Genomic DNA, 20613 nt, shown 5'->3' on the forward strand with positions numbered 1-20613 from the left:
GCGCGGACCGCAGCACGATTGCCCTGTGCAGCAGGCGCGTCCGCGCCCGCGGTGCGGGCGCCCCCGGCGCCGGATCAGGAGGCCGCGTGCGGCGCGACCAGCGGCAGCGTGCGCAGCGCCTGGCCGAGCCCGCCGAGCCGCCAGCGCAGGCGCTCCCAGCCGGGGTGCGGCAGGGGCACGACGCGCACCAGCAGCGTGCCGCCGGCCACGTCCGGGCAGGCATAGGCGTAGTCGCCGGCCTGCTCGAAAGGCAGCCGCACTTCCTGGCCGGGGCGCAATTGCAGCGGGCCGAACACGTGGGGCTGGCGGTCCAGGTTGCGCAGCAGCAGGACATCCTGCACGCCGAGGGTCAGGCGCAGCTCGCGCGGCAGCGCCAGCCTGCGCTGTCCCGCTTCCGGCCTCGGAAAGACGAAGCTGCGCTCGTGGCTCGGCTGGCGCAGGGGCGCCAGCGCGCACCACAACAGCGCCAGCAGCGCGGCGCCGGCCAGCCGGGACAACCAGCGGTGGCGGTGCAGGAATGTAAGGGATGGGCTCATTCGGGAGGCGATTGTAGCACCGGCGCTTCGGCCTTTGCAGACTCTGCCATAATGCCTGTTCGACGGCCGCGGGCCGTGCCCGGCGCGCCCCATCCGTGCGCCTGCGGGCATGCACGCCCGGTATGCTTGGCGTCTGTCGTACTCCGGGAAGGCGCCTCGACGGGCCTGCCATGACCAACGCCGCGGCCCGTGCCGCCTCTCGACTCCAGACTCCAGACCCCGACTACATGCAGCGTGCAGAACCCGACCAGCCCCGCCCCATCCCCGGCTCACCCGCCGAACGGGGATGGGGTCCCCTGGTGCTGGCCGGACTCGTGTTCCTGCTGTCGCTGGCGATCACCTATGCGGCCTGGAGCAGCGCGCAGCGCGACGAGAACGCCAGCCTCGCCACCCAGTTCGAGTACCGGGCGCGCGACCTCGGCACCTCCATGGTGCGCCGGATGGGCGTCTACGAGCAGGTGCTGCGCGGCGCCCGCGGTTTCATGCGCGGGCGGGTCGACATCAGCCGCCGCGAGTTCGCCGAGTATTTCCAGATCCAGAACCTGCAGGAGCACTTCCCCGGCATCGAGGCGCTCGGCGTGGCCAGCATCATCCCGCGCGAGCGGCTGGCGGCGCACGAGGCGGCGCTGCGCCGCCAGGGCTACGCCGATTACCAGGTGACGCCGGCCACGCCGCGCGAGGCCTACACCTCGATCACCCTGATCGAACCCTTCGCCGGGCGCAACCTGCGCGCCTTCGGCTTCGACATGTACAGCGAACCGGTGCGGCGCGCCGCGATGTCCGCCGCGCGCGACAGCGGGGCCGCCGCGCTGTCGGGCAAGGTGGTGCTGATCCAGGAGGGCGGCAGCGGAGAGCCGGGCTTCCTGATGTACATGCCGGTCTACCGCGCCGGCATGCCGACCGCGACCGCCGAACAGCGCCGCGCCGCCATCGCCGGCTGGGTGTATTCGCCGTTCCGGATGGCCGACCTGATGCGCGGCGTCGGCGGCAGCCATGCGTCCGACCTGCGGGTGGCGGTCTACGACGGCGCGCGCGCCGATCCCGAGGCCCTGCTGTTCCGCTCGCAGGACGCCACCAGCTGGCGCCGCCCGCTGTTCAGCAAGACGCTGCCGATGCTCATTTCCGGACACCGCTGGACCGTCGAAATCGCCTCCACCCCGGCTTTCGAAGCCCGGCGCGACACGCGCCGCCCGCGCATGATCGCGCTCACCGGCGCCGGCCTCGGCTTCCTGCTCAGCCTGATCGTCTGGCTGCTCGCCAGCGAACGGCGCCGCGCGCTGCAGCTGGCGCGGGCGATGACGCTCGAACTGCGCCAGTCCTGGGAGCGCATCGACGCCGAGCGCAAGCGCATGGACGTCATCCTGCGCAACAGCTACGACGCCTTCATCGCCCTCGACGCCGAGGGCCGCGTGACCGACTGGAACCCGCAGGCCGAGAGCCTGTTCGGCTGGAGCGAGGCCGAGGCGCGCGGGCGCGAGATCGGCGCACTGCTGGTGCCGCCCGAGGCGCGCGCCGCCGACGCGCGCGGTTTCGCGCAGTTCGCGCGCGACGGCGGCGCGCTGGTGATGGGCGAGCCGGCCGAAGTGGTGGCGCGCCACCGCGACGGCCACCCGGTCCCGGTCGAGATCGTCGCCGCGTCCCTGCCCGCCGACGTTGGCCATGGCGCCAGCGCGTTCCTGCGCGACATCCGGCCGCGGCGCGAGGCCGAAGCGCGCGAACGGCTGCGCCAGGCGCGGCTGGACGAAACGCGCTCGGCGCTGGCGCGCGCGCAAAAGCTCGAAGCGGTGGGCAAGCTCACCGGCGGCGTGGCGCACGACTTCAACAACATCCTGCACATCATCAGCGCCAATGTGCAGCTGATGCTCAAGTCCGGCAACAACGCCGAAAAACGCCTGCGCAGCATCCTCGACGCGGTCGAGCGCGGCTCGAAGCTCTCGGCCCAGCTGCTTGCCTTCGCGCGGCGCCAGCCGCTGCATCCGAGCGTGGTCAATGTCGGCGACCTGCTGGCGCGCATGGACAGCCTGCTGCACCGCGCCGCCGGCGAATCGGTCGCCATCGAACTGGCGCGCGGGCCCGACGACAGCGCGCTGTGGAACACCCTGGTCGACCCGAACCAGCTCGAGAACGTGATCCTGAACCTGGTCATCAATGCGCGCGACGCCATGAGCGGACGCGGCAAGGTGACGATGACGCTCTCGAACCTGGTGGTCGACAGCGCCGCCGCCGCGGCCGACCCGGAAATCGTCCCCGGCGAGTACGTCTACATCGCGGTGACCGATACCGGCGAAGGCATGCCGCCGGAAGTCATCGAGCACGCCTTCGAGCCCTTCTTCACGACCAAGCCGGAGGGCAAGGGCACCGGCCTCGGGCTGTCGATGGCGCACGGCTTCGTCAAGCAGAGCGGCGGGCATATCCGCATCACCAGCGTGCTGGGCGAAGGCACGACCATCGGGATCTACCTGCCGCGGCATAGGTAGGGTGGACGGCTCGGCCCGGGCGGGTGCCGGCACGCTGCGCTTGCGCCGTCCACGCGTTCAACCGTCATGGGACCTGCCGTGAATGATCGACCGTGCGTTGAACGCGTGGGCGGCACATACGACGCCTCATTGCATATCGCCGGGTCGAGCCGACCACCCTACCAGCCTGCGCGCGATCGCCGCCACGTGGCGCTCGTCGGTACCGCAGCAGCCGCCCACCACGTTCAGGTGCGGCAGCAGCGTGGAGAGGGCCAGGTATTCGTCGCCGAGCTGTTCCGGGTCGCCGTCGTCGAGTTCGGGCGATTCGTCGAGTTCGGCGTGGCTGCGCCGGGACGCGTTGGCGCGCAGGCCGCACAGGCGGGCGCGCCAGGGGCCGGGCTCGAGCAGCGCCGGCTCGACATGGGCCGGGTGCGCGCAGTTGACCATGTAATAGGCGGCATGGCTGCCGGTTTCGAGATCGGTGCGGCCGATCGCGTCGGCCAGCGTGTCGCCCGAGGGCAGCCGGCCGTCGGTCTCGAGCGTGAAGGAGATCGCGACCGGCATGTCGCAGGCCGCCGCCGCGTCGACGATGCCGATCGCCTCGTCCGGATAGCCGATGGTGAAGGCCGACACCATGTCGGCTTCGCTGGCGGCGAAGGCGGCGACCTGGGCCAGGTGGTAGTTGCGCGCACCGGCCGCGCTCATGCGCTGGTCGACCCGGTAGCCGTCGCCGCGCGGGCCGATGTTGCCGCTGATGACGATCGGCTGGGCGCCCATCTGCCGCCCCGGCGCATCCCAGGCCGCGCGCACCGAGGCGACCAGTGCCACCGCCTCCCGGTTGGCCTCGGCCAGCGCCAGCTCGCCATAGCCCAGGGCGCGGCCCCAGTCGGGATTGGCGCGCCAGGTCGGCGTTTCCAGCACCAGGCCGGTGCGATGGTCGTGCGCCAGGCGCGCAAAGCGCTCGAAATAGGCCAGCAGCGCCGCCCTTCCCGCCGCCTCGCGCAGCAGGACGAAGGAGGCGAACGCGGGCAGCGTGAAACCCTGCTGGTGGACGAGCATCGTTTCGAGCCCGGCGTCGGCCAGGAACAGCCGGCCTTCGAGCTGGGGCAGGCGCTTGCGGTAGCGGCTCATGGTCCCTCCTGTCGGCCGGAGGATGTCCGGCCATCGCTACTTGGAGCCTCGCGCAGCGCGCCGGTTCCCGCCTGCGTATCCGGCCGGCCGTTGTAAAAACCACCATAACCCGGCCATACGAGCGTCAGCGCACATAGCGCGCACGCGGGCTCTGGCACACTCGGGTGAAAAGGAGACCACCATGACCGTGCCCCACGCCCCCGCCTTGTCCGTCCACCAGGCCGTCCCCCAGGCCCCCGGCTTCGACAACACGGTTGCGCTCTTGAGCGAAGGCTACCGCTTCATCGGCGACCGCTGCGATGCGCTCGGTTCCGACATCTTTACCACGCGCCTGATGATGCGCCGCGTGGTCTGCGTGCGCGGCGAAGCGGCCGCGCGCATGTTCTACCAGCCGGGCCGGTTTACGCGCCGGCACGCGATCCCGCCCACCACCCTGGGCCTGCTGCAGGGCCCGGGCAGCGCCCAGGTGCTCGACGGCGAGATGCACGAGGTGCGCAAGGCGATGATGCTGTCGCTGCAGACGCCCGCCAGCCGCGCGCGCCTGGTGGCGCTGGCCGAGACCGAATGGCGCGCCCGCTTCGAACGCTGGCCGCGCCTGCGCCGCGTGGTCCTGGTCCAGGAAGCGCAGGCCGTGCTGTGCCGCGCCGCCTGCGCCTGGGCCGGGGTGCCGCTCGCCAGTGTCGAGGAGGAAGTGCTGCGTACCGCCGAATTCTCGGCCATGATCGAGGGCGCCGGCGCCGTCGGCCCGCGCAACTGGATGGGATCTTCGCTGCGCCGCCATACCGAGGCGTGGGCGCGCGCCCATATCCAGGCGGTGCGCATGGGACGCGAGGTCGATCCCAACAGCCCGCTCGCCGTGATCGCCTTCCACCTCGACGCCGACGGCGAGGTGCTCTCGACCGAACAGGCGGCAGTGGAGCTGATCAACGTGCTGCGCCCGGTGGTGGCGGTGGCGCGCTACATCGTCTTCGGCGCGCTGGCGCTGCACGGCCATCCGGAATGGCGCGCGCGGCTGGCCGCCGGCAACGAGGCCGACATGGAGATGTTCGTGCAGGAGGTGCGGCGCTACTACCCGTTCTTCCCGGCCGTCGGCGGACGCGCCCTCGAAGCCTTCGAGTGGAACGGGCTGCGCTTCGACAAGGGCGATTGGGTGCTGCTCGACATGTACGGCACGAATCGCCATCCGGGCACCTGGAGCGACGGCGAGGTGTTCCGCCCTGAGCGTTTCGACAACTGGAAGGACAGCGGCTTCGGCCTGATCCCGCAGGGCGGCGGCGACTATGCCCACGGCCACCGCTGTCCCGGCGAGATGCTGACGGTCGAACTGACCAAGTCGGCGCTGCGCCTCCTGACCACGGAAATCGACTACGACGTGCCGGAGCAGGACGTCACGGTCAGCCTGGCGCACATGCCGGCCCTGCCGGCCAGCGGCCTGGTGCTCGAGGCGATGAGGAAGCCCGGAACTGCCCCGCGCGCCTGACGCCGTTCAGGCCTCGCTATGCTCGGCCTGGCGCGCGGGAGGGCTGCATTCCCGGTCCCGGCATGGAGCGGCCAGCAGCGACTCCGCCGTGCACTCGGCGACCCGGCCGCGGCCGCGCTGCTTGGCCTGGTACATCGCGCCGTCGGCGCAGCGCAGCAGGGTATCGGCATCCGCGCCGCAGTCCGGCGCGACGGCCACGCCGAGGCTGGCCGAGATATGCAGGGTGAAGCCTTCGGTGATGAATGGCCGGTTCAGCTCGCGCAGGATGTCCTCGGCGACTTTCCTGGCGTCGCCGCTGTCGGCCACGCGCGGCAGCAGCACGACGAATTCGTCGCCGCCGACCCGCGCCAGCGTGTCCGATGCGCGCAGCGTCGCGCGCAGGCGCGTGGCCACCTGCTGCAGCAGGATGTCGCCGACGGCGTGACCATAGGTGTCGTTGACGGGCTTGAACTTGTCGAGGTCGAAGAAAATGAGGCCCAGCTTGCAGCCTTCGCGCTGGGACGCCAGCAAGGCCTGCTGCAGGCGGTCGCCGAACAGCAGGCGGTTCGGCAGGCCGGTCAGCATGTCGTGGTAGGCCTGGTGGCGGATCTGCTCTTCCTGCAGCTTCCTGGCGTCGATGTCGGCCACGGTGCCGACGATGCGCAGCGGCAGCCCGCCGGTGTCGCGCTCGGCGACCTGGCCGCGCACCAGGATCCAGCGCCAGTTGCCGTTGCCCAGGCGCGTGCGGCACTGGGCCGTGAAGTCGGGCGTGCTGCCGTCCAGGTGGGCATCGAGCGCATGCAGCACCGCGTCGCTGTCTGCCGGGTGGGCCATGGCGGCAAAGGCGCTGCGGTCGAAAGGCAGCAGCGTGCCGCCCGCGTCGACGATGCCCTGGGCGCTGGGGGACAAGGTGATCATGCCGGTGCGGAAACTGTAATCCCAGACGCCCTCGCCGGCCGCGTTCAGCGCCAGCTGCCAGCGCGCTTCGGCGGCGGCCAGCGAGGCCACGCCGCGGTGCCGGTTGTCGGCCGCGGCGAGCGCGGTCCAGCCGACCAGCGCCAGCACCAGCGACACCGCCAGGCCCGTATACATCAGCATTTCCTTTTGCCGCGCATCGCGTGCATGGGCGTCCTGCACCGCCTGCCCCACCGTCACCGTCAGCCCGTATTCGGGCAGGGCGCGCCAGCCATAGAAGCGCTCGATGCCGTCGAGCCGGCTGGAGCGCTGGAACACGCCGTGGCTGCCGCTGCCGGGCTGATACGGAAAGCCTACCAGCTGCTTGCCGCTGTCGCGCAAGCTGAGGTCGCGCGTGGTGCGGGCGATGACGATCCCCTGGTCGCCGATCAGGGCGATCGATGCGTTCCTGCCGAGGTCGACGCTGTTGTAGAAGCGCGAGAAATAGGCCGGATCGACGCCGGCGATGAGCACCCCCACCAACTGGCCCTCCTTGTCGAAGATCGGCCGCGAGAAATGCACTGCCCAGCGTCCGGAGAGCCGCGCCCTGTGCGGGCGGCCGATGAACAGGCGGTCGACCGTCGGGCCGTCGAGGTGGGCCCGTACGTGCTTGCGGTCGCTCAGGTCGACACCCGGGGCGACGCCGGGCAGGCTGGAAAATACGAGACGCCCCTGGACGTCGGTGACCGCGATATTCATCTGCAGCGTGCCGTGCAGGTGGCTGTTCAGTTCGGAGACGATGGTGCCGAGCTCACCCGGACTGCGCAGCCAGCTCAGGCGCAGCTGGCTCAGCGACAGGTCGATGGTGGCCATGCTCGAGCGGATTTCCTCGGCAAAGGCATGGGCCAGGTTCTGGACGTTGCGCTGGCTTTCGTCGCGCGTGATGTCGCCCAGCTGGCCGCGCTCGCGGGCGACCAGCAGCCAGACCAGGGGCAAGGCCACCACCAGGAACATGGCCAGCCGCAGCAGTACGCTGGGGCGAAAATACGCCCCGGCTGCCCCGGCGGCGCGGAGGGATTGCAAGGTCTGGAGCGGCATGGCGGGCTTCCGGCGCGAGCGATGCCGGTTCGGGTAAGGGAATTCAGGCCGTAAATTCTACTGGGCAATTATATTGACAGCAAGAAAATGCCTTGCTCTGTTGTTCATAAACATCAACTTTTCCCGCAGCGCACAAGGTGAAATATTGTTTCATATTATTTAACCAAATGAAATTTTCTTTCAAGCCCGCGTTTTCGGCATAATGGCGCAATGATGACGTCGCCGATGAAAACCCTGCTCACCATTGCCGGCATCCTCGCGCTGCTGCTGGGTATCATCGGCCTGTTCCTGCCACTGCTGCCGACCACGCCCTTCCTGCTGCTCGCGTCGGCTTGTTTCGCGCGCGGTTCCACCCGCCTGCACGGATGGCTGCTGCAGCACCGGGTGTTCGGGGTCTACCTGCGCAATGTCGAGGCCGGCAACGGGATTCCGCTACGGGCCAAGATCGTCGCGCTGGCGATGATGTGGGCCTCGCTCGCGTATTCCTGCCTGCGCTTCGAGCACCTCGGCCTGCGCATCGCCCTGCTGGCGACCGGCTGCGCCGTCACCGTGTACCTGTGCTGCTTCCTGCCGACGCTGCGCCGGGCCGGCAAGGACCCGCACTAAACCGCCACAAAGCGGCGGCCGGGCTGGCGCCTTTCAGCCATAATCGCAGGCATCGCCACGACCTGCTCCCACCATGGAATTCCAGTTCCTGGGCACCTCCTCCGGCACGCCCAGCCGGACCCGCAACGTCTCCGGACTCGCACTGCGCACCAGCGGGGCGAAGCATTGGTACCTGGTCGATTGCGGCGAAGGCACCCAGCACCGCATCCTGCGCACGAATTTTTCGCCGATGGGCTTGCGCGCCATCTTCATCACCCACATCCATGGCGACCACTGCTACGGCCTGCCGGGACTGCTGGCCAGCGCCGGCCTGCTGAACCGCACCGAGCCCTTGCTGATCGCGGGGCCGCCGGCGGTCGAGCGTTTTGTGCGCGGCGTGATGGAGAGCACCGAGCTGCGCCTGCCCTACGCGCTCGAGTTCGCCCATGTCGCGCACGGCTGGCGCTGCGACACCCTGCCCGACGTGATCGTCGAGGCGGCCGAGCTGTCGCACCGCGTGCCCTCGTTTGCCTTCGCCTTCACCGAAAAAGCCATCGAGCGCAAGCTCGACCGGGCCAAGCTCGAGCGCGACGGCGTGCCCTCCGGCCCCGGCTGGGGCCAGCTCCAGCGCGGCGAGGACTATCACCTGCCGGACTGCCGGGTCGCGCGCAGCAGCGACTACATCCTGCCCACCCGCGCGCGGCGCAAGATCATCGTGGCCGGCGACAACGACACGCCCGCCCTGCTCCACGCGCAGGCCGCGGGCGCGCAGGTGCTGGTGCATGAGGCGACTTATACGGAAGAGGTATTGCAGCGGGTCGGGCCCGGTGCGCAGCACAGCTCGGCGCGCGCCACGGCCGCCTTTGCCGAGGAGGCCGGCATCCCGAACCTGGTGCTGACCCATTTCAGCCCGCGCTACCAGGAAGGCGACGGCCCGCTGTCGATGACGCAGCTCGAAGACGAGGCGCGCGCCGTGTACGCGGGCAGCCTGTTCCTTGCCACCGACCTGCGCAGGTTCAGCCTCGACAAGGACGGCCGGCTGGCGGTGGTGACGCCGCCCGACTGAGGGTTCAGCCGGTCCTGGCGAGAGCGCCGGGCTGCCGGTATTCGACCCGGTTGCGCCCGTTGCGTTTGGCCTGGTACATCAGCTCGTCGGCTGCGGCGATCGCCTCCTGCAAGGGGTCCGCGCACCCGGCCTGTTGCAGGTCGACGCTGGCCACGCCGAAGCTGGCCGTGGCGTGCAGCCGGGTCGCGCCGTCGCTGGCCACCACCTCGGTCGCGGCGAACCGGGTGCGCAGGCGCTCCGCCAGGCGCACGCCCCCGCCCAGGTCGGTGCCGGGCAGCACCAGCAGGAATTCCTCGCCCCCGTAGCGCACCACGCTCTCGACCGGCTCTTGCGTGGCCGCCTGCAGCATGTGCGCAAACTCGCGCAGCACGATGTCGCCGTTGCCGTGGCCATGGGTATCGTTGATGTGCTTGAAATGGTCGATGTCGCACAGGACCACGGTCAGCCAGGGCGTGGCGTGGCCGTCCGCAGGCCCCTGCTCGTCCATCAGCCGGTAGTGCAGGTAGCGGCGATTGAAGCAGCCGGTCAGGTGGTCGCGCTCGGCGGCGTGTTTCAGGACCGTGTGCGAACGGAACTCCTCGCGCGACACGTGATTGAAGCGGCGCGCCGCCAGGAAGCCGAAGGTGTTGACCAGCACCAGCAGCATGCCCATGGTCAGGGTGTCGGTAAACGACAAGCGGCCGTACCGCCCGGCCAGCAGGACCAGGCCGGCCGTCGTCAGCACGGCGATCGCCAGGGAGTGCCACAGGCGGTTCGGAATGTACAGGTAGACGACCACCAGCATGATCGCCAGCGACATCGCATGCCAGTGGAATTCGGCCGGACGCTGGCTGGCGATGAACATGAAGCAGCCGAGCGCCGTACATTCCGCGATCGTGGCCGCCTGCCGCGTGGCGCGCACCGACAGCGGCCGCCGATAGGCCAGCCAGGCGCAGGTGCCGGCGGTCAGCGCCACCAGCACACGCGCGCCGAACAGGGACAGGGCCGTGGGGCCCCAGCCGAGCGCCGCCAGGTCGGTCACGAAAAAGCCGAGGTAGAAGACGGTACAGAAGCTCAGCGTAAAGCCCAGCAGTGCCCGGGTCTGTGCCAGCTTGTGCTCGAGGAAGGAAGCTTCCGTCGATGGGTGCAGGAACTCGCCGCTGCGCGAGTCGATGTCCATGGTATTCAAGTCGGTGCGTCGTGCGGAACTGATCGAAAGCGCATTGTGACAGCAGATCCGCGCGAAAAACTCACCGAGTGTCACCAAAGCAGTGGTTTTTGGAAATAATGTAAAGCCCAGCAACGGTTCAAGCCCAGCTCGACCGGCACGCTGAGGCGCACGCTGCCGGCCGGCGCCCGTCCTGCCCGCCAACTCCCCTCCTCTTTCTGAGCGCCAACCCGATCCCGGCGCTTGCTGATCGATTCGGCATGCGCTGCCCGCATTACCCGGCTTGCATTGTGCGGCGCCAAACCTGCCCGCCAGCGGCGGCGTACCGTCATGCACGAGGGCCGGCCCTCATGGTGCAAGCCCTTGTTTCTTAAGGAGATTATTGTTCGGCGCGCAAGCTTGAGTGCTTCTCATGCCGGCCCGCTGCGCTGTCAAACCAGCCCTGGTGGCAGGCTCATCCGGCGGCGGGCGGCCATCGCCTTGCCCGGCCGTCGACAACCTCTGGAGATTGTCATGCAAGCGCATCAACGTGTTTCCCTGCTCCTGCTGTCGCTGACCATGGGCCTGGCCCATGCGGCCCCGGCAAGCTACCCGGAGTACCGGGTCACCATCGTCGGCCCCGCCAACAGCCAGCCGACCGACATGAACCAGGCCGGCGCCGTGGTCGGCATCACCCGGCTCGGTCCCGACTCCTACAGCAGCTTCGTCAATTACGGCAGGGGCCCGGTCAACCTGGGCCGGCTGGGCGGCAGGTCGAACGTGGCGGTGGCCATCAACGACAAGGGCCAGGTGCTCGGCAACGTGACCACCACCAATGGCCAGCTGCGCGGCTACGTGTATGACCGCGGCAGCTTCCGCCAGCTCAACGGCGTCGGCGGCCGCCCCACCAGCTACGTGGACATCAACAATGCCGGGTATATCCTGGCGTCGAGCGGCCCGCCGCCAACAGCCCCCGCGGGCAATGCCGTTCCCTACCTGCGCGCGCCGAACGGCACCTACCGGGCCATCGGCGCGCTGCCCTACCCGAACCCGATCACCCAGCCGGAAGCACTCAACAACCGGAACCAGGTCACGGGCGAGTCGGGAACGTTCATCCTTCCCGAAATCCCGTTCTACGCGTTCGTCTGGACCAATGGCGTGATGCGCCAGCTGGGCGACTTCGGCTACACGCCCAACTATGGCCTGGACATCAACGACCGCGGACAAGTCGCCGGCTACACGTCGACGGCCACCTTCCGCGAGGCGTTGGCGACCGTCTGGACCCACGGCCGCCCGCTTCTCATCGACACGCGCCCTGCCAGCAGCTACCGCTTCAGCTCCGCCGATGCCATCAACAACCACGGCCATGCCGTCGGCAGCGCAAACCAGATAGGCGCCTTCATCTGGCGCGGCAGGCGCATGGAGAGCCTGAACTCGCTGATCGACCGCAGGTCGGGCTGGAACATCACCTTCCCGCGGGCGATCAACGACGCCGGACAGATTGCGGCGAACGGGTTTCGCAACGGGGTCGGCTACGCGGTACGGCTCGACCTGATCCGGCCGCATGCCCTGGGGGCGCCCCAGCTCGATGACGCGCAGGTGACGCAGTAGCGAGGAACCGGCGTAGTGCGCCTTCAAACCTGGCCCTGGCGGGCCGCACCCGGCGGCGGGCGGCCATCGCCTTGCCCAGCCGCCGTCCATTCCTGGAGATTGTTATGCAAACGCATCAACGTGTTTCCCTGCTCCTGCTGTCGCTGACCATGGGCCTGGCCCATGCGGCCCCCGCCAGCAACCCGGAATACAGGGTCACCATCGTCGGCCCCGCCAACAGCCAGCCGACCGACATCAACAATGCCGGCACCGTCATCGGCTTCTTCCCGACCGGCTCGAACATCACCCGCGGCTTCGTCAGCCACGGCAAAGGCTATATCGTCCTCCGCGGACTGGGCACCTCGAGCGACGCCCGCGGCATCAACGACAAGGGCGAAGTGGTGGGCAACTGGACGACGAAAGACGGTGGGCCGCGCGGCTATATCTACGCCAACGGCAGGCAGCGCGACATCGGCATGATCCAGGGCCGTCGCACCATCTTCGTGGACATCAACAATGCCGGCTATACGATCGCGCTGGTCAACCCAGCCGATCCGCTCGCCCCGAGCCCGCGCAGCTTCCTGCGCGCCCCCAACGGCAAGGCCTGGGACATCGGCACCGTGCCGGCCGAAAACCCGGTCACGATCGCCCAGGCGCTGAACAACCGCAACCAGATCACGGGCGAGTCCGGCTCGCTGTTCTTCCCCGAACAGCCCTTCCGCGCCTTCCTCTGGTCGCAAGGCGTGATGCGCGACCTCGGCGATTTCGGCGCGACCCCGAACGTCGGCATGGACATCAACGACCGCGGCCAAGTCACCGGTTCCATGGCCGTGCCCGGCTTCCACAACCAGGTCGCCTTCATATACAGCAATGGCCGCCTGATCAACATCGACCCGGCCCCGCCCACCGCGGACAGGTTCAGCACCGGCGAAGGCATCAACAACCACGGCCATGTCGTCGGCACCAGCCAGCAGCACGGCGCCTTCGTCTACCGCGGCCGCCGCATGGAAAGCCTGAACGCCCTGATCGACCGCCGCTCGGGCTGGACCATCAGCTTCCCGCGCGCGATCAACGATGCCGGGCAGATCGCGGCATGGGGCGAGCGCAAGGGCGTGACCTATACGGTGCGGCTGGATTTGATTCGGCCGCATGGGATGGCGGCGCCGCAGATCGAGGCGGATGAGGAGGAGGCGTTGACGGCGAAATAAGTGATGTCGCGGAAGCCATACCCAAGATGGCGCAGGACGGCGAACTTGCACCTTTCACGGAAGCGAAGTACGAGCCGGTCACCACCGACCGCGAGGAGCCCTCCATCAAGTTGCGCGGCGAACTCGCCGGCGCACCGCTGACCCTGGAGATCCGCCATGAGCCCGGCGGAACCCGTTTTGCGTTCGCGCTGCGGACCGGTGCTGCGGCGCCGGTCGTTAAACGCTTGGTCGCTACCGGCTACGCGACCGCCACGAACGGCCAGCTGGAGCGCAGCATGTCACGGGGTGAGGCAACCGCCACGCTCTTTCCAGGGCGCACGGCAGTGGATCAGTGCCTTGTAGAGTCCGTTAATGGTCTCGGCCGAGGCGTTATCGTAATTGTCGCTCTTGCCTCCCACAGACGGCTCGATGCCGGCTTCTGCCAGGCGCTCGCTCTACTCTATCGATACCTGTTGCGAGCCGCTGTCGCTATGGCGGACCACGCGTTTCGTCCTGGCTGGCGCGCGCGCAGCGTCTGCTCCGGTGCATCGAGGACGAAGCGGTCGGCATCGAGTTGCTGACGCGCCAATCGACGATGCGCCGAGTGAAGACGTCGCTTACGAAGGCGACATAGACGAAACCTGCCACGTCGAGACGTACGTTAAATCGCTGACCCACGGCTGGTTTGGCCGCTGCGCCTTGAACTGGCGGCTCACCTGGTCGAGCGAGCATGGCGCCTTCGCACCGACAGCCGTCGTGCGCACCACGCTGCCGCGCATCACGCCACGTAGCCCAGCCTTGCGCATCATGCGCTCCACGGTGCAGCGGCCTACGTTCGTTCCCTCGCGCCGCAGCTGTCGCCACACGTGCCGGCTCCGTAGAGGGGCGATTCACAATGACGAGGCCGGGGATAGCAGTCAAGCCCGCGCTCAACAGTGCTATGCACCCCATGCGCGTTGTCGCTTTTGATGATTACGATCAATGTTGTTACACACTTTGATTGCAGCGGAGCCTACTGTACTTCACACTCAATCCAATAAAATTTTCCCAGCGGGAACGCAGAATTACCCAGTGCGAATAATGAAAGACATTAATGGACTCGGATAACATTCAGAATGTGAAGCGTCGCCCATATTGGTCATTCGTAGCGTTTCTCTACTCGCTTTTAGGCTGGTTGCTTTTTGAGGCGTGGCTGGTTTTATTGGGTGCCGGACTTTTGCTTCATATATTTGCGGCAATTCCTGGGGCGACGCTTATTATGCGCTCCGCCCTTCGTCCAGAAATTGACCGTATTAACCCGGCAGAACGAAAAAAGAGTCCTGCGACAGAATCCCGCTGGGGCGGGGTGTCATGTGCCCTTCTTTATGTCCTAGGTGCGTTTTTTGGCGTCCTGGTCCTGGGCGGAAGTTTGACTCTACTCGGTATTGTCGCGCTTTCTTTCATTTTTTTCCCATGGGCTCGCTTGTCTTTTACCCGTAACCATTTCGCCGTGTCGTGCGCGATCACGATGGGCGGATTTGCATCCATTATTGCAATAGAGCACCGCTTTATCGAGACTATGTTTCTTCCGTTGGCAGCCTGGGCATTCTGGTCGTGCGCCTGCTGTGCATTGCTTTTCAGGGCAGAACAACTACAGCGCGTCAAGCGCGAGAAGAATGTGGCGGCGAAAGCTGTTGAAACAGAGCCTGCGCCAATCCACTTCCCTGGTTAGCCTCACTTGCAACAGTCAGCGGTCTAAATAGAGAAACCAGTCACAGGCGATAGGGTGGCGTCTGCAAAGCTCAACCTTGTCAGATTCCGACTCCCCACGATCATTTTGTTCAAGCCAGATCTACCGAGCGTTTTGACAGTCCCAATAATGAGGCAAGTATGGCATTCGGGAAAAACACATCTCGTACGCAGCATAACGATTACGCGACTTCATTAGCCAAAATGTCGCGCATCGCCAAAATCAGGCGCACCCGGCAGGAGGGCGCCTTTGCTGTGATGTCTGTTCCATTACTGATCGTGATGATAGGCTTTTGGGGCCTCGCTTTGGATATAGGGCAAATCTACAACCGCAAAGTTGACCTTCACGGAGTAGCCAAGGCGGCCGCGCTGGCAGCTGCTCGCGAACTCGACGGTACTCCTGCTGGGCTTGTTGCGGCGAGGAATGCAGCAAGTGCTGCTGTAGCAAATCTGCGCTACCAGAATTATGGTAACGGCATCCCCTTTACATGGCGGGATGACGCTCTCAGTTTCAGCACCACCTCCTCTCGCACAGGAGGCTGGATCCCGTCGACAGCAGCAAACGGCCAGGCGGCGGCCCTCTTTTTTGCCCGGGTGGATACTGCAGATCTCGATCCAGCTATTGGCGAAGTACGCACCTTCCTCATCAGTATTTTCGACAGCAGCCTGGCGACGGTTCGGGTCAGCGACAGTGCGATCGCCGGAAGGACCTCGGTGAAGACAGTCCCGATAGGGATCTGCGCCATGTCGCCAGACGCCGCAGCAGCGCGTCCAGCAACCAGCGCTTCCGGACCCAACCTCTCCGAGCTGGTGCAATATGGGTTTCGCCGCGGAATCAGCTACGACCTGATGAAGCTTAACCCAAATAACACCAAACCGATCCGTTTCGCGATTAACCCAGTTTCTGAGCCCGGTACAAATAGTCAAAGCTTCAGTATTGCAGCGCTGGAACCGTTTGTCTGCAGCGGTTCCATGTGGGTAAAACGGATAACGGGCAACACGATCCGTGTCTCGGAACTGCCCGACGCATCGCCGCTTGCATCGTTGCATGCTGCACTCAACACGCGTTTCGACACCTATGCAAGCACGCCTTGCACCTCGAGCGGGGCTGCGCCGGACATCAATATCAAGTCATATGCATACGACCAGGCCGGTGTCGTCAAGTGGATGACACCTGACAAAGGCACGCCGGCCGTGGCAACGACGACAGACCGCGGCAAAAGCGAGCCCGTCTTTGAGCTGTCCACGCCGCCGGCATCACCTGGGGCTTACGGTCCCTTATGGGCATACGCTAAAGCAGCCAGAGCGCCGTCCCCGGTGGATTCGCCCGAACCCGTCGGCGGCTATGCGACGTTTTCCCCTACAGACTGGCCTACCCTATACCCGTCGGGTCCTACTTCATCAAATTACCCAACATCACCTCCAGTGCCCTATCGTGCGTCTACCACAGGCAGCGGCTATTACCAGGCGCCGAGCCTAGCAAACAGGCCCATGGCGATCCCGCATCGGCGGCTCCTGAACATTCCAATCCTGTCTTGCAACCCAACAGCGCCGTCTGGCACGAACGCACCGGCGACCGTCGTTGCGATTGGGAAGTTTTTTATGACAGTACCAGCGACTGACAACAGTCTCATCGCCGAATTCGCCGGATTACTTCCCCCGCAATCCATGCCAGGTCACGTGGAGCTCTTCCCATGAAAAATTTCCCTTTCTCTACAGTCCAGAGATTAACGAAACGCCAGGCTGGTGCGGCGGCCATTGAATTCGCGTTACTCTTGCCGATCTTCATACCATTTCTTACACTGGGATTCTTCACTGCAAGCATATTCTGGCATTACACGATGGCACAGAAAGCGGCGCAGGACGCCGTCCGCTATCTTGCTACTGTGCCCGTAGCCGAAATGATGACACCAGCGTTGGCGGAGGGTGCGGGTGCAGTCGCGCGACAGATCGTCATGCGGGAAATCGCGGACATTTCCCCTGGGTCAGTAGTTGCAAAAATTGACACGTTTTGTAACGTCTCGGGTAACGCCACGATTATCTGTGGCAGTGGTCTGGCAACCGGTACCCCCCCCACTGCTGTCCGCGTGACGTTTTCAATCGCAATGTTCGACCCCACCGGGTTCATCGACACCGGGTGGTATGGCTTGCAGATCAACGCTGATCAGACCATGCGCTATGTTGGCAACTAACCTATCCCGGCGCAGCACCTGGCGCCCACTCAGGACACAGGCGGGCACGGCAGCGATCGAGTTTGCGCTGCTTGCCTTTATGTTTTTTATGTTGACTTTCGGCATCATCGAATTGGCGCGCCTCCTGTTCGTCTTCAACACCCTTCATGAAGTCACACGCAGGGCTGCCGCCGAAGCAGCGCAAGTCTATCCCCGTGATACCGACGCGACTGCCAGGGTACGGCAATTCGCGATTTTCCGAAGCTCGCCAGGTGGCCTCGTGCTTGCGAATCCCGTTACGGACGAACATATCCGACTGGATTACCTGCGGTCTGATTTGTCTGTGATACCCGAAGGATCATGGCCCGCCGACGCAGCTGCAAACAGGCGGATCTGCATGAGCGATCCACGTGCGCCCACCTGTATTCGTTTCGTCCAGGCCAGCATCTGTAATCCTGCCGTCACGGGCCAATGCGATAAGGTAACCGTGCAGATGCTGTTGTCTTTAATCGACATGCGTGTGCCACTCCACCGGGCAACGACCATTGTGCCGGTCGAGTCCCTGGGATATGTGCCAGGAACCATGCCACCAGCTGGTTGAAAGATGGTACACGGACGCGCTCGATACCGGGTGCGTCAAGCGTTACTTTCCGATGCCAGATGCGACTGCTGCGAAAGGCAGCTTTCGCAATTTCTTGCATAAGCGCGTTTCCGTTACGGAGTCCTCCTGGGGCCATCCTGGGACATTACACAGCAGGCGATGTCCGGCTGCGAAGCGCGCTGGTACGCGCTGGGATCGATAATTTCCGCTGGCACGACCTGCGCCACACCTGGGCCAGCTGGCTGGTACAGCACGGCACACCGTTGTACGACCTGCAGGAAATGGGCGGCTGGAAATCGGCGGAAATGGTGCGGCGGTATGCGCACCTGGCGCCGGCGCAGATGGCGCGGAACGCGGCCGTGATCGATTCTCTGCTGCACGTCACAACTACGTCACAGTGCCATTTGCAGGGCGAACAAAAAAGGGGCTACGGAACACCGTAACCCCTTGATTATGCAGTACAAACCTTGGTAGGCCTCCCCGGAGTCGAACCGGGCACCAACGGATTATGAGTCCGCTGCTCTAACCAGGCATGAGCTAGAGGCCCAAACTCGTTACAGATGGGAAGAAGAAAAATCTCGCCACCGCGCTGCGGTGTCCCGAACGAAGTGGCGAGAGGATATTGCGTTTAGTGTCGAGCCGTCAAGGGTTAGCTGAGATCAGCAGCCGAAGTGGCAACAAAGATCAGCTGCTGCCCTCGAGGAAACTCTTGAGCTTGTCCGAGCGCGACGGGTGGCGCAGCTTGCGCAGGGCCTTGGCTTCGATCTGGCGGATGCGCTCGCGGGTGACGTCGAACTGCTTGCCGACCTCTTCCAGCGTGTGGTCCGTGGACATCTCGATGCCGAAGCGCATGCGCAGCACCTTCGCTTCGCGCGGGGTCAGCGAGTCCAGCACGTCCTTGACCACGCCGCGCATCGAGGCGTGCAGGGCTGCGTCGGACGGCGCCAGCGTGTTGTTGTCCTCGATGAAGTCGCCCAGGTGCGAATCGTCGTCGTCGCCGATCGGGGTTTCCATCGAAATCGGCTCTTTCGCGATCTTCATGATCTTCCGGATTTTGTCTTCCGGCATTTCCATCTTGATCGCGAGCGTTGCCGGGTCCGGTTCCGCGCCGGTTTCTTGCAGGATCTGGCGCGAGATGCGGTTCATCTTGTTGATGGTCTCGATCATGTGCACCGGAATACGGATGGTGCGCGCCTGGTCGGCGATCGAGCGGGTGATGGCCTGGCGGATCCACCACGTCGCGTAGGTCGAGAATTTGTAACCGCGGCGGTATTCGAACTTGTCGACCGCCTTCATCAGGCCGATGTTGCCTTCCTGGATCAGGTCGAGGAATTGCAGGCCGCGGTTCGTGTATTTTTTCGCGATCGAGATCACCAGGCGCAGGTTGGCCTCGGTCATTTCGCGCTTGGCTTTGCGGGCCTTCATTTCGCCGGCCGCCATCTGGCGGTTAATGTTGCGCAGGTCCGGCAGCGGCAGCACGACGCGCGCCTGCAGGTCGATCAGGCGTTGCTGCAGTTCCTTGATCGTCGGGATGTTGCGGCCGAGGATGGCGCTGTAGGCGTGGCCGGCGTTGACTTCGCCGTCGACCCATTCCAGGTTCGTCTCGTTGCCCGGGAAAACCTTGATGAAGTGGGCGCGCGGCATGCCGCAGCGGTTCACGGCGACGTCCAGGATCTGCTTTTCGATGTGGCGCACTTCGTCGACCTGGCCGCGCAGGGTGTCGCACAGCTTCTCGACGACCTTGGCCGTGAAGCGGATGCCCAACAGTTCGTTGGAGATCGTTTCCTGCGCCTTGACATAGCCTTTCGAGTTGTAGCCGTCCTTCTCGAAGGACTTGCGCATCTTGTCGAACTGCTCTTCGATGTTGCCGAATTTTTCCAAGGCGGAATTTTTCAGCGCCTCGAGCTGCTCGGCGGAATAGCCGGCGGCCCCGGTGCTGGCGGAGGCTTCTTCCTCTTCGCCCTCTTCCTCTTCCGCGGCTTCTTCTTCCTCGTCCTCGTCGCCGTCGCCGCTGCTCGGGGCAACGGCCGTCGGCGCGGTTTCTTCCGGATCTTCGTTGTCGACCATGCCGTCGACGATTTCGTCGATCTTGATTTCGTCGGCGGCGATGCGCTTGGAAGCGGAGATGATCTCGGCGATCGTGACCGGGCAGGCGGAGATGGCCTGGATCATGTCGCGCAGGCCGTCTTCGATGCGCTTGGCGATTTCGATTTCGCCTTCGCGCGTCAGCAGCTCGACCGAACCCATTTCGCGCATGTACATGCGGACCGGGTCGGTGGTGCGGCCGAAGTCGGAGTCGACGGTGGAGAGCGCGGCTTCGGCGGCGGCCTCGGCTTCGTCATCGCTGGTAACCGTGGCAACGTTGTCGGACAGCAGCAGCGTTTCGGCATCGGGCGCGTGCTCGTACACGGCAATGCCCATGTCGTTGAAGGTGCCGATGATGCCTTCGATCGCTTCCGGATCGACGATGTTGTCGGGCAAGTGGTCGTTGATTTCGGCGTAGGTGAGGAAGCCGCGTTCCTTGCCGGACTTGATCAGCGCTTTCAGCTTCTGGCGCCGGATCTCGATTTCCTCTTCGCTCGCTTCGGTGTCCGACGAGAACGCGTCTTTCAGCAGGGCTTTTTCTTTGGCCTTGCGGTCCTTGGCCTTGGCCTTGTCGACGGCCTTCAGTTCGGCGCGTTCGACGGCGTTCAGCGCGGCGACTTCTTCGTTCTCGGGCGTGAATTCCTTCGGCTTGCGCCCGCGGCGGCCCGGGACCTTCACGGTCGGCAGCACGTAGCCGGACGTGTCGATGGCGGCCAATGCGGCCGCATCGGTGGTCTGGCTGACGACTGGCGCGGCGCCCGCTGGAGTGCGAACTTCCGCCTTGTCTTGTGCGTTGTCCGCCTTGGCGGACGCTCTGGTGGTTTTGGCAGCCACGATGGGTTCGGGTTTCTTGGTTGGCACAGGCGCTTTCGATGTCACAACGACTAACTTTACGATGGT

At 65.5% G+C, this 20613-nt stretch carries 15 protein-coding genes, 1 tRNA gene and 2 pseudogenes; 11 read left to right on the forward strand and 7 right to left on the reverse strand.

The window, feature by feature from the left end:
• Window positions 1–74 precede the first annotated feature (74 nt).
• A complete protein-coding gene (locus ACFPAH_RS06895; protein WP_379742613.1) occupies window positions 75–536 on the reverse strand; it encodes a hypothetical protein in 462 nt (153 codons plus the stop codon).
• 227 nt (window positions 537–763) lie between these two features.
• Here ACFPAH_RS06895 and ACFPAH_RS06900 point away from each other — a divergent pair, with 227 nt between their 5' ends.
• Window positions 764–3013, forward strand: coding sequence for a CHASE domain-containing protein (locus ACFPAH_RS06900; protein ID WP_379742616.1), 2250 nt, complete (start codon window positions 764–766; stop codon window positions 3011–3013).
• A gap of 126 nt (window positions 3014–3139) precedes the next feature.
• Here the strand turns inward: ACFPAH_RS06900 and ACFPAH_RS06905 are convergent, their stop codons facing one another.
• Window positions 3140–4123 (reverse strand): homocysteine S-methyltransferase family protein, encoded by a 984-nt coding sequence (locus ACFPAH_RS06905; RefSeq protein WP_379742619.1) that lies wholly within the window; start codon window positions 4121–4123, stop codon window positions 3140–3142.
• Between the two features lie 181 nt (window positions 4124–4304).
• On the opposite strand from ACFPAH_RS06905, the gene ACFPAH_RS06910 reads away from it, so the two are divergent.
• The gene (locus ACFPAH_RS06910; RefSeq protein WP_379742622.1) at window positions 4305–5603 is read left to right on the forward strand and encodes a cytochrome P450; all 1299 of its coding nucleotides are present in this window, start codon (window positions 4305–4307) and stop codon (window positions 5601–5603) included.
• A gap of 6 nt (window positions 5604–5609) precedes the next feature.
• Here ACFPAH_RS06910 and ACFPAH_RS06915 read toward each other — a convergent pair whose 3' ends face one another.
• The gene (locus ACFPAH_RS06915) at window positions 5610–7574 is read right to left on the reverse strand and encodes a diguanylate cyclase domain-containing protein (RefSeq protein WP_379742625.1); all 1965 of its coding nucleotides are present in this window, start codon (window positions 7572–7574) and stop codon (window positions 5610–5612) included.
• Window positions 7575–7799: 225 nt separating this feature from the next.
• Here ACFPAH_RS06915 and ACFPAH_RS06920 point away from each other — a divergent pair, with 225 nt between their 5' ends.
• Entirely contained in the window at window positions 7800–8180 is a 381-nt protein-coding gene (locus ACFPAH_RS06920; RefSeq protein WP_379742628.1) for a YbaN family protein, read from the forward strand.
• Between the two features lie 73 nt (window positions 8181–8253).
• Window positions 8254–9225, forward strand: coding sequence for an MBL fold metallo-hydrolase (locus ACFPAH_RS06925; protein WP_379742631.1), 972 nt, complete (start codon window positions 8254–8256; stop codon window positions 9223–9225).
• A gap of 4 nt (window positions 9226–9229) precedes the next feature.
• Here the strand turns inward: ACFPAH_RS06925 and ACFPAH_RS06930 are convergent, their stop codons facing one another.
• The gene (locus ACFPAH_RS06930; protein ID WP_379743016.1) at window positions 9230–10384 is read right to left on the reverse strand and encodes a GGDEF domain-containing protein; all 1155 of its coding nucleotides are present in this window, start codon (window positions 10382–10384) and stop codon (window positions 9230–9232) included.
• A 501-nt stretch (window positions 10385–10885) separates the two neighbouring features.
• Here ACFPAH_RS06930 and ACFPAH_RS06935 point away from each other — a divergent pair.
• Together ACFPAH_RS06935 and ACFPAH_RS06940 are read left to right on the forward strand one after the other, a co-directional pair.
• A complete protein-coding gene (locus ACFPAH_RS06935; RefSeq protein WP_379742634.1) occupies window positions 10886–11962 on the forward strand; it encodes an HAF repeat-containing protein in 1077 nt (358 codons plus the stop codon).
• 104 nt (window positions 11963–12066) lie between these two features.
• A complete protein-coding gene (locus ACFPAH_RS06940; protein ID WP_379742637.1) occupies window positions 12067–13149 on the forward strand; it encodes an HAF repeat-containing protein in 1083 nt (360 codons plus the stop codon).
• Window positions 13150–13448: 299 nt separating this feature from the next.
• Here ACFPAH_RS06940 and ACFPAH_RS06945 read toward each other — a convergent pair.
• Window positions 13449–13994 (reverse strand): annotated as a pseudogene (locus ACFPAH_RS06945) (IS3 family transposase); the annotation flags it as partial.
• A gap of 227 nt (window positions 13995–14221) precedes the next feature.
• Here ACFPAH_RS06945 and ACFPAH_RS06950 point away from each other — a divergent pair.
• From ACFPAH_RS06950 to ACFPAH_RS06970, 5 genes and pseudogenes are all read left to right on the forward strand, one after another.
• Window positions 14222–14839: a hypothetical protein gene (locus tag ACFPAH_RS06950; protein ID WP_379742640.1), complete on the forward strand. Its 618-nt coding sequence runs from the start codon at window positions 14222–14224 to the stop codon at window positions 14837–14839.
• A gap of 158 nt (window positions 14840–14997) precedes the next feature.
• Window positions 14998–16554: a pilus assembly protein TadG-related protein gene (locus ACFPAH_RS06955; RefSeq protein WP_379742643.1), complete on the forward strand. Its 1557-nt coding sequence runs from the start codon at window positions 14998–15000 to the stop codon at window positions 16552–16554.
• Window positions 16551–17048 carry a TadE/TadG family type IV pilus assembly protein gene (locus ACFPAH_RS06960; RefSeq protein WP_379742646.1) on the forward strand — a complete coding sequence of 166 codons (498 nt, stop codon included), beginning with the start codon at window positions 16551–16553 and terminating at the stop codon, window positions 17046–17048. Before ACFPAH_RS06955 ends, ACFPAH_RS06960 begins: the two co-directional genes overlap by 4 nt.
• Window positions 17035–17628, forward strand: a complete 594-nt coding sequence (locus ACFPAH_RS06965; protein ID WP_379742649.1) for a TadE/TadG family type IV pilus assembly protein — start codon at window positions 17035–17037, stop codon at window positions 17626–17628. The genes ACFPAH_RS06960 and ACFPAH_RS06965 overlap by 14 nt, the downstream gene beginning before the upstream one ends.
• A gap of 158 nt (window positions 17629–17786) precedes the next feature.
• Window positions 17787–18071: pseudogene (locus tag ACFPAH_RS06970) on the forward strand (tyrosine-type recombinase/integrase); the annotation flags it as partial.
• Window positions 18072–18096: 25 nt separating this feature from the next.
• Here the strand turns inward: ACFPAH_RS06970 and ACFPAH_RS06975 are convergent.
• A tRNA-Ile gene (locus ACFPAH_RS06975) sits at window positions 18097–18175 on the reverse strand.
• Between the two features lie 137 nt (window positions 18176–18312).
• On the reverse strand, window positions 18313–20547 hold the full coding sequence (gene rpoD, locus ACFPAH_RS06980; protein WP_379742652.1) for an RNA polymerase sigma factor RpoD: 2235 nt from the start codon (window positions 20545–20547) through the stop codon (window positions 18313–18315).
• Between the last annotated feature and the right edge of the window lie 66 nt (window positions 20548–20613).

The organism is Massilia sp. GCM10023247 (assembly GCF_042653325.1).
GTDB lineage: Bacteria > Pseudomonadota > Gammaproteobacteria > Burkholderiales > Burkholderiaceae_D > Telluria.